The following is a 12172-nucleotide window of genomic DNA, read 5'->3' on the forward strand; positions in this document are numbered from 1 at the left end:
CCTCTAGATAATAAAAAACCCCGCTAGGCGGGGTTGGTTTATTGGTTATTTATCAATGTTTGGTATTCAGCAATTCGTCAACTAACTCATCAATTTTGGTATCAACGCTTCTCCACTTATTTAATGCCAGACCACCTTTTCCTTTTAATCTAAACTCAGCTTCAGAGGCTATTTTCCCATCTTTCTCAAGTGTAAATTTGGCATATGACATATAAGTTGTGATATCCCATGAGCGCAGCGCTGTATATTTCATTGTAGTTTCGCAAAACATTGGGATTGAGGTACTTGGATATACCGATGCCTTAATATTATGTCGGGCAAAACTTCTGACAATAGAATCATTAAATCCATTAATAGTCACTTTGGGGTTATCAATAACACAAACCTGTTTCATATTTTTAGGTTCAAAACCATTTTTGTTTTTAACCTGAATTGAGGTACATGCAGTTAAACCTAAAGTGATTGAACCCATAATAAATAGAATTATTTTTTTCATTTTTAATCTCTTACTGACAAGAGACTAGAATATACTCAATTTACTTAAAGTGATGCAAACTCACGATTAAGTCGTTTGCATCAGATATGCAGTTAAAGCATCATCATCAAATTCTGACTCGTCATTTGCAGCTCGTTTTTCAGTTCCCTCATGTAGCATGAGGTCAACAAGCTCAACATTTTTAACGCCCTTCGATGCCAAAAATGAGTGATGCAATCGTGCCAGCTCTTGCTCTATTCTTCGGCCGATGTTGAGGCTTCCGTATTTTCTGACGTAGGCTGCCCAGATTTTAATTTCTGTGTATGTAAGGTTTTGGACTTCTTCGATGCTTTTACCCGTCGCGACTGCGATTTCACAGATGAGTTCCGTTTCGGGTTCAAGTTCTGTGTCTTTCCCAACGAGTTTACTTCTACAATTTTAAACCAAAGCGCATCCGTTAAATCTTGGCTGAAATTCTGACGAACTTGGGCTTCTGTAAACTGAAGATTACCTTCTGCATCACAAATAGAAGCGGCTAAAATACCTGCCAATGCCTCTTTATTTTCACCAAAAGCACGTAGCTTTGCCACGGCGGTATCATAAGAGTACGGTTTGATAAAAGTATCAAACTCAGCATCTTCACCATTGTATTTAATTTGAACTGTGACTGCTTGTGGCTTAGCAATCAATACACCTGCGTTAATTTCTGTAATATCAAGCTTTTTCATTGTTCTATCCTAAAAAGAAAGCCCCGATTAAGGGGCTATGAAGATTTGATGTTAGGTTTTAGGAATCCATTTTGTTGCACTTTTACGTTGCATGGTCACTGTACAGTTGACCAAGGTATCGGCATCAAATTTCCATACTGGAGTGGTCAATGATGCTTCAAATTTCCACCATGTACGGTCTGCTGGAAGATCATCCAATACACCACCTGTAACAGTTGGAATAGATTGTGAATCAGTACCACCCTGAATAATAGTTAATTCCTTTTTATCAGTTGCCCACTGAACAATCTGCAAGTGGCTTGTATTTGCTGTGTCAATATCAAACCCCATTGAACCGTCACCAGGATCAGATAGACCAGGAATATAGGATTTGGTTTCTTCTTCATCTAGACAGGTTATTTCAATTTTTCCTGCTGAATCTGAACCAGGATCAAATGTTTTTAAGCAAACGAGACGAACTAAAGTTGTGCCATCAAATGCCCACCAACGAGAACCTTGTACACGTAATTTTGCCATGAGTATTACTCCTAATTTCAGGCATAAAAAAGCCTCCCGAAGGAGGCGCGATATTATTTAAGGATTTGCTATCATCGTAGGGCGGTAATGATTTGTGGTAATTGCCAAGCCAGTATTGCTGCAATGACAAACCCTGTTACTTTCCAGAACCCATATTTCTCCATGAGCTTCTCTACCTTCTCTAAAATTTCTGTTATATTGGGCACAGAGATATTTCTCCTTAACTGTCACGGTTGAGTTGATTTAAAAACCTCAGTGTTCCAAGCACTGGGGTTTTTGCTTTTGAGGTACTTTACCGACCTATGTGTTTTAAAGTTACTGGAAATGCTTCCACAATTTTTCATCGTTTTTCAGGCATAAAAAAACCACCTCGAAAGGTGGTTTAATATTATCTATTGCTTATAAAGCTGTAATCGTGAATTTTTCCAAAAATTCACATATAAAAAACATAATCAATTTTTTAATATAATGTTGCATTCCTTTAACTGTTTATAGCCCATACCGCCACCATGCCAGTTATGTTGTTTTGCCAGTTCAAAAATCGGCATATACACTTCTCGCCCAACGACCTGTCTTGCACTTTCAGCGCCAAATTTAAAATGATCGTGGATGCCATGTCCCATTGATGGACTCAGTTTAATGATGGTGCTGCCAAATTCAGACCACCAATGATTCAGCCAAAGCATGTGGCGGGCGGTTGCATCGGCATATTGGTCAGGTTGTGTTTGTTTTTCTTGGCTAAACAGCGCAATCAGTTGATGCACATACGCCACGGCGATTGGCAGCATGTCATAGGGAATTTCATCTATGCCGTTTACTGCAAAGCGTTGGTGAATCAGTTTATAGGCTTCGCTAAAGTTGAGGTGTTTGGTTTTGGCGACCAACATATTCACGGCGTCATTGAGTGCCACACGTTCTGCTTTGGAGTTGCCTTGTCTTGCTGTTTGTACGGTGAAGTAGCAGTCTTCGAGTTTTTCAAATACTTCCCATGCTTGGTCGGTGTCGAGCATTTTGGCGTGGCGGGCTGCACCACGTTCAGTCCAAAGCACTAGATGTTTAGCATTTTGACTAACCATCTTTAAGATGGTTAGTGATTTTTTGAACTCACGTAGCTCCTGACCAACTATTTTGAAGAAATGTTTTCCCTCAATAAAACGGTCAGCATTCCGTAAAAAATTATTTTGAATGTTTTTAACATCAACTTTATAGAAGTTAGCTAACATCTCAGTCGTAACAACTGGAATAGAGTTAAAATTAACAATGGATATTTCTTGGTTATTAATATTTGCAACGGTATTCATAAATCACCTAAAGGATATGAGCCGCCCCTTATGGGCATGCTTACCTATTGCAATAATGTACCTTTTTTTAGGTACATGTCAATATTTAGGCGTTTACTCTGAAATTTGATCTTTGATTGAATCATAATTCTCTTGCAATCGTTGAGCGTAATTCGCTGTATCTCGACTATTCTGTTTCAATAGCTCAATAATTTCTAACCACAGCCCAACTGGAATTGGTCTATCACCTGACAACCACTGTCTAACACGTCTAGGGTCAACATCAACAGCTCGAGCAAAGTCAGTTTGCCAACTTTGCCCAAATAGCAAAGTCCCTGCTAAACGTAACTGTTCAGGTGTCATACGTTGAGTGTCGTGTAGTTCAGGCATACAGACCAAAGTTCCAAATATAAATACATTTATAAAATTATCGCGTCTGCGATAATTTTATAAGCAAAATGATAATTTTATTTAGCAAATGCTAAATTTATAAGCAAATTATAGATAAAACTATAATTTTTATTGGTAAATATTTATATCTGTTTATAAAAAAGCACCCTAAGATGCTTTATTCATCACCATATTGCATATCTCTAAATGCTATATCATCATCTTTGCCTTTATATCTACATAGTCTATTTACTAATTCCAAAAGAACCCATCTTGCAACTTCTGCCAATCTATTTCTATCAACCCCAAATTCAAAGGATTCCAACATATTCTTTAATGTGCCATGTAATATTCTAGACCGCCCTTCTTCATAAAATCGCTTAACAAAAGAATGTACAGTTACTGGTTCAAGCCCATCTTTATCAAAAAGGATATATTCATCTTTACAATTATAGATATTACAAAGTAATTCTTTGATACCCACAGATTTACCACTAGAACTTAATGTATCTAAACAACTAGCAAGCTTTGCTACAGCAATTGCGTCATTTGATTCTCTCATTCCTTCCGCATACCAATTAAGAGCAAAGCACCATCTACTAACTAAATTTGGGCAACTCACATATGCTGGATCAACTAACCCCCTTATTACAAAGGAATATGGAAACTGCATTCGTAATATTTTTTGATCAATATCTTCATATTGCACTTCATCTAACGGTGGCAGAAATACTTTACTCAAACCAGATGATGGTAAATTTAAATAACCATTTGTTACGGTAAAATCACCATATTTTAAAGATGGCAATCTTTCCAATTGAAGTACATTGTTATAAAAAAAACGCTGACCTCCCAAAAGTAGAGAAATCATATCAAGTGCCGTTTTGCATATTTGTTTTGCTAATTTTTCAGAAAGCCTTTCTTCATAACCAATTATCTCAATTGAAATCATTGAATTTGAGTTTTTAACTGTGCGGTACACAGCTTCAGCAAGACCATCAATTTCATTTTCAGGTAATTTTTTCTGTAAACACTCAACAACATCAGTCTTCCAATTTTCATTATTTCTTGAAGATGAATACATCTTCTTAATTTCAGGGGAAAAATCTACTGTATTCAACCAATCTGTAATACTAGATATTTTGACATCACCTAAATTAATTGGTTTTTTTGTATTAAAATCTAGTGTAGATGCAGGGAAATGATAAATTCTATTTTGTAGTTGATTGAAATGTGCCTCAACTTCTGACTTAATGAGCCTAATATTTACTTTAGGATTTTCATTTGAAAAATCTTTGTCAGTTATAATATTTACTATTTTGTTAATAACAATCTGTCTAAACACGCTTGATTCAACTTTATCTTTTTTATCACAATTTTTATAGATGATTGATGAAAAATCAGTAAAAAGCTGAGATGCTCTTTTACCATAAACAAGATGATGACCATTATCTGAACTAGTCATACCCATAAAATTATTTTGAAAGTCAAAACCCTCATTTGAGTTATCTTTTTCTAATTCTTCTATAAGTTCATTAAACATCTCTTTCAATTTCATATAAATTATACACTTGGAGCTAAAATCAAATTTATAGCATATTTAAATTACCAATTCACATATCAAAGTTTCATTTGACCACCCTACCGAATCACTTCAACCAACTTTGCAACTGAAGCGATAATCGGAGCTAAGGCAAACAACGCCACAACAAATAAAACCCAGTAGCAAAATACCCTTACAGATTTATGGACTTGCAGAAGTTCGAGTGCTTTCACTATCCATTCTCCAATGTTAAAATTCACTTATGGTTTTCCTCTTAATTGTGCTAAGTGGTGAACACAAAAAAGCCAAGAACTGCAATTCTTGGCTTTTTGCTTTTGATATAAAAAAACCTCGCCATTGCGAGGTCTGTCTTTCTTCTAAACTTACCGATTCACATGCCAACTGACATCAAAACTGTAATGCGGCATGCCCGTCACAGGGTCTTTATCTTGGTTGCCATAGCGAGTGACATAACACTCTGTCTCAATCGCATTTCGCACCGCCTTGGCAACGCCACTCACCACATCATCATCTGTGGCATACACATCAATCTGCACATCCACACGGTCACAACTTGGGACATCATCAAGCTCATTGTATGAATCACCACCCACAATTTGCCATGTCACATACGGCGGTTGCGGATTGTCAGGGGCAAGTCCGAAACTGTATGCACGCAAAATTCCATTACTCTCAAGCAAGGAAACTACGGCAGTATTGGCTTTGAGTACCGAAAAAATAGGCAAATCAATCATGATAAGCCTCCTAAAATGATATTAATTTCTGCAGAGAATACAGAAACAAACTTGTCGGTAATCTGCCCCACATTTTTAGACAATGCAGGACGCATAAAGGGTTGCGCTGCAATTTCACTGGTCCCAAACTCGATATAACGCCAATACGTGGTAATGCCACCTGGTAAACCTGATAAAGCAGTTTTATCCGTATATTTATTCTGTGCAGCCCCACCACGTACACCGACTCGCATACGGATTTCATTGGAATTACCGGTTTTACCTGTCTGAGTGACAATGTTCTTCCAGATTTTCTCTTTGGTAATCGGGTCATCCAGCGCCTTGGCATTGGCACGTGCAGCATCACGGGCAATGTTCATGGCTTGCCGTGCCGCCTTTCGCGTAATCCGTTTAATGGTACTTTTCTTGCCAATGGCACGAAGTTTCTGCTGTAACTGCTCTAAACCTTGGATACGTGCCATAAGCACCTCACGGATTCCACACTTTTTCCCCTGTTGCAAGGTTCAAGGTCAAATATTCACGGCGACTATCAGAGTCTGCCATCGGGTTACCATCAATACGATAGTAATAGCCCTCAAACTTCACCCGCATCGAGGAGGTAATTTTCTTGGCGGTTTGGCTATAACGAATCTTTGCCCGCGCCTGAATCGTACTTTGAGCTGCCTTGGCTGCAATCTGATCTTTGGTAGAAAGATCGGTGACCTCTGCCCAAAGCGTTGCAAGGTCTTTCCACTGACTGATTTGCTTGCCTGTTCTAGGGTCTTGCCCTGCCACTTCTTCATATTGGATGGTGATGCGGTGTTTTAAGTTCGATGCTTTCATCAATCACCTCACACCACAGTCGGACTACGAAATGGATAGAGCAAAGCCCTCACAGGTGGCGGCAAGTAGTTACCATCACTAGGCATTTCCCCCTCAATATTGCGGTAATTGTCGTAATAACCACACAATAACAAGACTGCCTGTGTGAATTGCGCTGGGTATGTCATCATCCCCGTGTTTGCATCTGCGGAAAATGTATCTGTAACATAAGAAAAAACCGCAGATTCTGCGGCTTGTCGGTAGACATCTAAAAGTTCATCTTGATCATCCGAGTCATAACGTAAATGCTGTTTAACCAGTTCTAAGGTTGTAATTGCCATTATTTCGCCCCTTTTACACACAACTTGAATGATTCATGACTAAATTCTCCCTGATGGTCCTTTTCACAGTGCCAAAGTGAGCCTTTAAAGGTCACAAATATGCCTTTTTTATAGCTTTCCTCATCCGAAAATACGCCTTGATATAAGGTTTCAAAGGACTTATTTGCATCAGTTTGTGGTGCTGGTATATTGGATGAACTTGTACTAAAAGGATCATCTTTCGCATCACGTTTGGCCAAAGCTTCCAGTGAGTAGTTTTGCTGCTGAATTAGTGGAGAATCCCCACCTTTGACAGGCAAATAACCCAGTTTCTGACGTGCTTCATTGGGTGAGAAGATCCCTGCGCCAATCCCTTCTTTGTAATAGGCAATCTTGCTCGATGAATCCATGCGAATCAGTACATCAAGATCAAGAAAAGCTTCCACGCCTAAATCAACCAAACCCAATCCATCATCTAGCAGGTTTTCACGGGCTTCGATGTAAGACTGCAAACAATCTGAATAATAGATTTCGTTCAGATCGGAAACCTTAGTTGCTCCCTGAACTTCAGTAATCCCAATTTTAAATGGTGGAACATTAAAAGCCGTACAGACGATACGCGCCGTGTTTAACTGCTCAACCAGCTGGCTGTCGGTAGCTTTCATCCCAATGCTGGTATATTTCGCCCCATCCGATAATAAGCCTGTCTTACCAACATTCGCCCCACCATAATTGGCATCCCATTTGGTTTTAATATCCTTTGCTTTATCCGCATCTACTGCACCAGGTACTTCAATAACACCGCCTGGTCTCGATCCATTCGCAAAGAAATTTTTGGAATTTCGTAAAATCGAAATGCCCTGCTCCGAAGCCAAAGCACATGCCATGATTGGGGTTAAGCCCACTAGTGGATGATAAAGGGCATTAATACGGTCATGGATAATTTCAGACGCTGGGATAATCACATTTTCAGTTTGAGTCAGCCGATCATTACTCAACTGGTAAAACACATTGCCGTTATCGTCTACCAAAGTTGTGACCAAATCAGGATTTAGAATCACAAGTCGATAGATTTCACCAAAAGCATCCTTCACCTTGAACACATAAGTATTACCCCGTAACAGCAGGCTTTGTGTCCATTGCTCATTGAATTGCTGCCAGTTCTGGTAATGGTTTGGCTTTTTAAAGACCCGAATCAGTTGTTTTGGGGTCAATGCATCCACCAAAACACCCTGCTGTTTCTTCTTCAGCATAATCGGCATCTTGCCAATATCTTTAGAAATTAGACCAACACAGGCAAATACTGCATAAAATGCGGTCATATCCTCACGGGTAATTTCTTTATTTTGCTGCCAAGCCCCTGAAAATGGCTCTTGCACAAAAAAACTATTCCAAGTTCCTGCATTTCGGGCAGTTTGGTAGCTTTTTCGTTTGAATAACTGATCAAAAATGCCCATTTTTACCGCCTTTATTTACTTGGGTTCTCTTCTTTTTTGGCTTTAGAAGATGCTTTTTTAGGTTCATCACATGGCTTTGCAACCCCTGTTTTAATCAAAACATTGGCAGCAAAATCCTCAACATCTTTGACATCACCCACATTGGCATCATGCATCACTTTTAAGTATTCAATTTTCATCATTGCTCCCATAGCTCAACAATCAATTTTCATTGCTCAGATATGAAAACAGCCCCAATTAAGGAGCTGTTTTGATCTACTTACGTGGCTTAGTACTGAATATAAGCACTGGCAATCGCACGGCGTTTTGCCCATGTAATGAACTTTTCAACACGGATGGCAAACTCATTGTTCTGCCATAAGTTGTATGTGGTTGTGCCATCTACCAAGGTGGCTTGGTCGCTATATGACACATCAACCCCACCATCTTGAGCAACCAAGATTTCGCTCATTTTCACCAATTCAATTTTGGAACCGACTGCTTGAGAGGTAATTACAGGAATACCCAACAAGCTACGTGCTGCACCTGCAAATGACATCCCTGTGAAGTAGGTGTTGCCCAAAGCATCACGAAGTAAAGCCAATTGCATGGCACGAGTTTCAGACATGAGGAAATATGCGTTGTCTGTCGATAGATTAGCTTCCACAAAAATTGTGATCAGGCTCATTAAGTCCTTTTCATAGTCTGCTGCCGTTGTTCCAGAGCTTGGCACAGCAGTTACACCATTTAAAATGCCTGCTGGAACAACATCCGTACCCGCACCTGCACCCAAGAATGTGTTATCGACCAGTTCAGCCGATGCTGCGATCAAATCATCCAAAACCAATTTATCAATTGCAGGGTCTGCACGGCGCAATAGCTCTTGTGTATAGACCGTAATCGCAGCAAGTTTATGCTCTTTGATTTCAACACTTTCAAATGTCGGATTGGTTAACGGTTTAGGCTGAGACTCACCCACCCATGCAGCCGTGCCACCTGTTGCCTGACCTTTGATTTTTACGTTAAATGGTACTGAGCGATAGCCTTTTAACTTGTCAAACACTGTGGCATTACGCAGCAGTTCGATAAAGTCCCCTGTATAAGTACTGGTTTCAACCAATGGTGCACCAAAGCCTGCATCTGTTGTAGTACCCAGTGTTGCCTTTTCCACAAACTGAATCACACTTTCCCCATAACCCAAGTTTTTAGCAGCTTGCACAGGAGTAACCATATTGCCTTTTTTAGCTTCATGGGCAGCCAGCATTTTTGCACGCACAAACTGAGCAAATCCGATCCCTTTAGGCAATGTTTCAATCACAGTGGCAGGTGCAGCAGGATTTGGATCGCCTTCAGCAGATTTTTTTGCCTGCTGAGGATTTTCACCTGCAGCAGGCGTGGCTGTTTTGGCTGCTTTTTCAATTTCAACAATTTGCGTTTGTACACGAGCAATGTTCTTTTGAATGGCATCAATTTCAGCTTCAAGCTGTTTGATTTCTGCTTCGGTTGCTTCATCAGGGGTTGTGCCTGCTTCTGCCGATTTGGATAGCGCTGCTTGCATTGCTTGGTTCTTTTCTGACAATGCTTTGAGCAACTTCGCTAAATATTCTTTCATAGTTTCACTCCGCCCTTCGTTGGGCTTCCTAATTTGACAACAACATGTTTTTGTTCAGATGCATCGCCATCTGGAACGGTCTGAGGTTTTTTGCCCAACGCGGCTTGGTGTTCCTCAAATGCTTTGGAGAAGTCTGCTTCGGATTCACGGTTACAAGGAATAGTGACAAGACTCAGTTCGTACCATTCCCAACGGTTAAACTGCACGCCACCGCCTTTAATCATCTCGGCTTCATCCCAATTCGGGATAAAACCGACCGATAACCCTTTAACCAGTTTGTATTTCAGTGATTGAAAGGCTTTGTCGACTTCTCGTTTTAAGTCACCATCTTCCTGAATCTCTGGAATATGAATTTCTACTTCAATCCCTGCATCAGTGACTTTGGCACTGGTGACATGCCCAATCGATTTGGTGGGGTCATGATGAAAAAGTAATGGCATCGGCAAGGAAAATGACGCACCTGTTGAGACCATAATGTCCTTTACACGGTCCTGATTTGGGGTGCTGGCAATTCCACTAAATGTGCGCTTGGCTTCATCGAAATTCTTCATTTCAAAGTCAAAGGCTTTATATAGAGCAGTCATCGCTCCTCCAAAAATAAAAAAGCCCGCATAAAGCGAGCTGTAAAATGAAATAAATTTAGAAAAAATAAATGTTGTAGTCTTTCTTGGCAGGCTCAGGGTTCATGCTCATTAATGCTGTGGCATTCAGTGAAGCAATCAATGGGTCAATCTTGGCAACACCACTTTCCTGTTTGCTGACCATAATTCCATTGCCTTTCATCACGATTCGGGCATTGCCAGCAACCCATGTCATCAATGCCAAACCTTGGTGCCAGAGTTCACGACCAGCCAATTTACGTTCTAAGGTCTGTAAATACCCCGCGAGCTTATAACCTTGAGGGATGCCAATGATTTGCTCCTGTGGAATCCCCACATCGAGCAACCCATCCAGTAACCCGCCAAGCATCAACGGATCTAGCCCGACTTTATCTAGCTTTCCACTGTCATAAACTTTCTTGGCAATTACGGATAGCTCAGTAATGTCATCCCCAACATTTTCATAAATTGTCAAACTACCTTCTTTAACAAAGTCTAGTAGCTTGGGAGCTTCTGATTTACGACGCTCAAGCACGATTTGGTGACACCAGGCACGATTGTAGAGCAACCATTCCCGTGTCGTTTTATGCCGACCTAGAACAGCAAAACCAAGTAAGTCATCCAAACCACCACCATCACCGCCAATTTCAAGCACGTCTGATTGTTCAATGATGTCATCCAGTGTGATCTTTCGTGCTTGTTGCAACCAAAACTCTGCACCTGCCCAGCGATTGGCACGTAGATTCAAGCCAATTTCGATGTTCAAGTGTTTGGCCAGAAAATCTCGTAATGATTCCTCACCTGCATCTTTGACCTTGTTGAACTCTGAAATCAGATATTCAAGATCAACCGATGCGCCTAAGTTTGGATTAGTAATATAGAAATTTTCAGGCTTTAAATGTTCACCGTCTTCAATGAGCTGTTTTGGAAATTCATAGATCAGCGGAAGAAATGCCTTGTCTTCTTTAATGCCATCCTGAACATCACGGGCATAGTCCACAAGCTGCTTGAATACCCCACATGGCATTTCATCTGACATGGTAGACAGATAAATTACACAGCCTTCTGGGCGGCTGGCCAAACCACCTTTGGCTTCACGAAACATAGATTCAGCATTGGCACGTTTACCAAACAGCCAAACCTCATCAATCAAGATGATGGATGCTTTCTTACCTGCAGCTGCATTACTTTCCGCAGCAATCACCTTAAGCGTTGCACCAGTACCGAGGTGAGTCACTGTCTTGGTATGTTCAGAAATATTAATCATCGCGCTGAGTTCTTCATCAGCACGAATAAAGTCACGAATCGGATTAAAACTGTTGTCTGCAACTTCCTTCGTCGGTGCGAGGATGATCAGCTCCGCTGAAAGTCTATCATTCAAAAGCAGGGCAACCAGCATCACACCAGCAGCAATCGTGGATTTGGTATTTTTCTTAGAAATTAAAAGAAAAAACTCACGAATCAAACGGCGTTTTGTGCTCGGGTTATATGCTCCAAAGATCGCCCGTACAAACTCAATTACCCATGGCAATGTGACATCGCCCATTTTTGGGCTATCCATAACATCCACAAGAATCAGTTCTTTAAAAATCCGCTCTGCAACGTCTGCCACCTGAGGAAAGAGTGGCTCACATGGCATTAAAGATTCTTTATTGACGATACGTGTCGCCCAATCTGGGCAAGCCGTCGTCCAGACTGGTGACATTGAAGACATGGT

At 40.5% G+C, this 12172-nt stretch carries 16 protein-coding genes; all 16 read right to left on the bottom strand.

Annotated features, from left to right (window positions below; genetic code table 11):
- Window positions 1-52: 52 nt before the first annotated feature.
- Window positions 53-496 (bottom strand): Sbal_3080 family lipoprotein, encoded by a 444-nt coding sequence (locus E0H77_RS00515; protein WP_131374133.1) that lies wholly within the window; start codon window positions 494-496, stop codon window positions 53-55.
- Between the two features lie 233 nt (window positions 497-729).
- A complete protein-coding gene (locus E0H77_RS00520) occupies window positions 730-1203 on the bottom strand; it encodes a phage tail assembly chaperone family protein, TAC (protein WP_131374135.1) in 474 nt (157 codons plus the stop codon).
- Between the two features lie 51 nt (window positions 1204-1254).
- The gene (locus E0H77_RS00525) at window positions 1255-1719 is read right to left on the bottom strand and encodes a phage tail tube protein (RefSeq protein ID WP_131374137.1); all 465 of its coding nucleotides are present in this window, start codon (window positions 1717-1719) and stop codon (window positions 1255-1257) included.
- A 452-nt stretch (window positions 1720-2171) separates the two neighbouring features.
- Window positions 2172-3020 (bottom strand): ORF6N domain-containing protein, encoded by an 849-nt coding sequence (locus E0H77_RS00530; protein ID WP_131374140.1) that lies wholly within the window; start codon window positions 3018-3020, stop codon window positions 2172-2174.
- Window positions 3021-3113: 93 nt separating this feature from the next.
- On the bottom strand, window positions 3114-3389 hold the full coding sequence (locus E0H77_RS00535) for a helix-turn-helix domain-containing protein (protein ID WP_131374142.1): 276 nt from the start codon (window positions 3387-3389) through the stop codon (window positions 3114-3116).
- Between the two features lie 178 nt (window positions 3390-3567).
- Window positions 3568-4947 (bottom strand): HEPN domain-containing protein, encoded by a 1380-nt coding sequence (locus tag E0H77_RS00540; protein ID WP_131374145.1) that lies wholly within the window; start codon window positions 4945-4947, stop codon window positions 3568-3570.
- Between the two features lie 83 nt (window positions 4948-5030).
- On the bottom strand, window positions 5031-5192 hold the full coding sequence (locus E0H77_RS13700) for a hypothetical protein (RefSeq protein WP_165491467.1): 162 nt from the start codon (window positions 5190-5192) through the stop codon (window positions 5031-5033).
- Between the two features lie 123 nt (window positions 5193-5315).
- A complete protein-coding gene (locus tag E0H77_RS00545) occupies window positions 5316-5687 on the bottom strand; it encodes a DUF3168 domain-containing protein (RefSeq protein ID WP_131374147.1) in 372 nt (123 codons plus the stop codon).
- On the bottom strand, window positions 5684-6148 hold the full coding sequence (locus tag E0H77_RS00550; protein WP_131374149.1) for an HK97-gp10 family putative phage morphogenesis protein: 465 nt from the start codon (window positions 6146-6148) through the stop codon (window positions 5684-5686). Before E0H77_RS00550 ends, E0H77_RS00545 begins: the two co-directional genes overlap by 4 nt.
- 7 nt (window positions 6149-6155) lie before the next feature.
- On the bottom strand, window positions 6156-6509 hold the full coding sequence (locus E0H77_RS00555; RefSeq protein WP_131374151.1) for a phage head closure protein: 354 nt from the start codon (window positions 6507-6509) through the stop codon (window positions 6156-6158).
- Window positions 6510-6517: 8 nt separating this feature from the next.
- Window positions 6518-6829 (bottom strand): head-tail connector protein, encoded by a 312-nt coding sequence (locus E0H77_RS00560; RefSeq protein ID WP_131374153.1) that lies wholly within the window; start codon window positions 6827-6829, stop codon window positions 6518-6520.
- On the bottom strand, window positions 6829-8265 hold the full coding sequence (locus E0H77_RS00565; protein WP_131374156.1) for a phage portal protein: 1437 nt from the start codon (window positions 8263-8265) through the stop codon (window positions 6829-6831). The genes E0H77_RS00560 and E0H77_RS00565 overlap by 1 nt, the downstream gene beginning before the upstream one ends.
- Window positions 8266-8276: 11 nt before the next feature.
- A complete protein-coding gene (locus E0H77_RS13705; protein WP_165491468.1) occupies window positions 8277-8444 on the bottom strand; it encodes a hypothetical protein in 168 nt (55 codons plus the stop codon).
- An 89-nt stretch (window positions 8445-8533) separates the two neighbouring features.
- Window positions 8534-9856: a phage major capsid protein gene (locus E0H77_RS00570; RefSeq protein ID WP_131374158.1), complete on the bottom strand. Its 1323-nt coding sequence runs from the start codon at window positions 9854-9856 to the stop codon at window positions 8534-8536.
- Complete coding sequence (locus E0H77_RS00575) at window positions 9853-10440, bottom strand: HK97 family phage prohead protease (protein WP_131374160.1); 588 nt, start codon at window positions 10438-10440, stop codon at window positions 9853-9855. The genes E0H77_RS00570 and E0H77_RS00575 overlap by 4 nt, the downstream gene beginning before the upstream one ends.
- 55 nt (window positions 10441-10495) lie before the next feature.
- Window positions 10496-12169 carry a terminase large subunit gene (locus E0H77_RS00580; protein ID WP_131374162.1) on the bottom strand — a complete coding sequence of 558 codons (1674 nt, stop codon included), beginning with the start codon at window positions 12167-12169 and terminating at the stop codon, window positions 10496-10498.
- Window positions 12170-12172 lie beyond the last annotated feature (3 nt).

This window comes from Acinetobacter brisouioides (genome assembly GCF_004331075.1).
Taxonomy (GTDB): domain Bacteria; phylum Pseudomonadota; class Gammaproteobacteria; order Pseudomonadales; family Moraxellaceae; genus Acinetobacter.

Bases quoted from the DNA above. Each gene is read 5' to 3' on its own strand.
- E0H77_RS00515 (WP_131374133.1), bottom strand. From the start codon at position 496: ATGAAAAAAATAATTCTATTTATTATGGGTTCAATCACTTTAGGTTTA.
- E0H77_RS00520 (WP_131374135.1), bottom strand. From the start codon at position 1,203: ATGAAAAAGCTTGATATTACAGAAATTAACGCAGGTGTATTGATTGCT.
- E0H77_RS00525 (WP_131374137.1), bottom strand. From the start codon at position 1,719: ATGGCAAAATTACGTGTACAAGGTTCTCGTTGGTGGGCATTTGATGGC.
- E0H77_RS00530 (WP_131374140.1), bottom strand. From the start codon at position 3,020: ATGAATACCGTTGCAAATATTAATAACCAAGAAATATCCATTGTTAAT.
- E0H77_RS00535 (WP_131374142.1), bottom strand. From the start codon at position 3,389: ATGCCTGAACTACACGACACTCAACGTATGACACCTGAACAGTTACGT.
- E0H77_RS00540 (WP_131374145.1), bottom strand. From the start codon at position 4,947: ATGAAATTGAAAGAGATGTTTAATGAACTTATAGAAGAATTAGAAAAA.
- E0H77_RS00545 (WP_131374147.1), bottom strand. From the start codon at position 5,687: ATGATTGATTTGCCTATTTTTTCGGTACTCAAAGCCAATACTGCCGTA.
- E0H77_RS00550 (WP_131374149.1), bottom strand. From the start codon at position 6,148: ATGGCACGTATCCAAGGTTTAGAGCAGTTACAGCAGAAACTTCGTGCC.
- E0H77_RS00555 (WP_131374151.1), bottom strand. From the start codon at position 6,509: ATGAAAGCATCGAACTTAAAACACCGCATCACCATCCAATATGAAGAA.
- E0H77_RS00560 (WP_131374153.1), bottom strand. From the start codon at position 6,829: ATGGCAATTACAACCTTAGAACTGGTTAAACAGCATTTACGTTATGAC.
- E0H77_RS00565 (WP_131374156.1), bottom strand. From the start codon at position 8,265: ATGGGCATTTTTGATCAGTTATTCAAACGAAAAAGCTACCAAACTGCC.
- E0H77_RS13705 (WP_165491468.1), bottom strand. From the start codon at position 8,444: ATGAAAATTGAATACTTAAAAGTGATGCATGATGCCAATGTGGGTGAT.
- E0H77_RS00570 (WP_131374158.1), bottom strand. From the start codon at position 9,856: ATGAAAGAATATTTAGCGAAGTTGCTCAAAGCATTGTCAGAAAAGAAC.
- E0H77_RS00575 (WP_131374160.1), bottom strand. From the start codon at position 10,440: ATGACTGCTCTATATAAAGCCTTTGACTTTGAAATGAAGAATTTCGAT.
- E0H77_RS00580 (WP_131374162.1), bottom strand. From the start codon at position 12,169: ATGTCTTCAATGTCACCAGTCTGGACGACGGCTTGCCCAGATTGGGCG.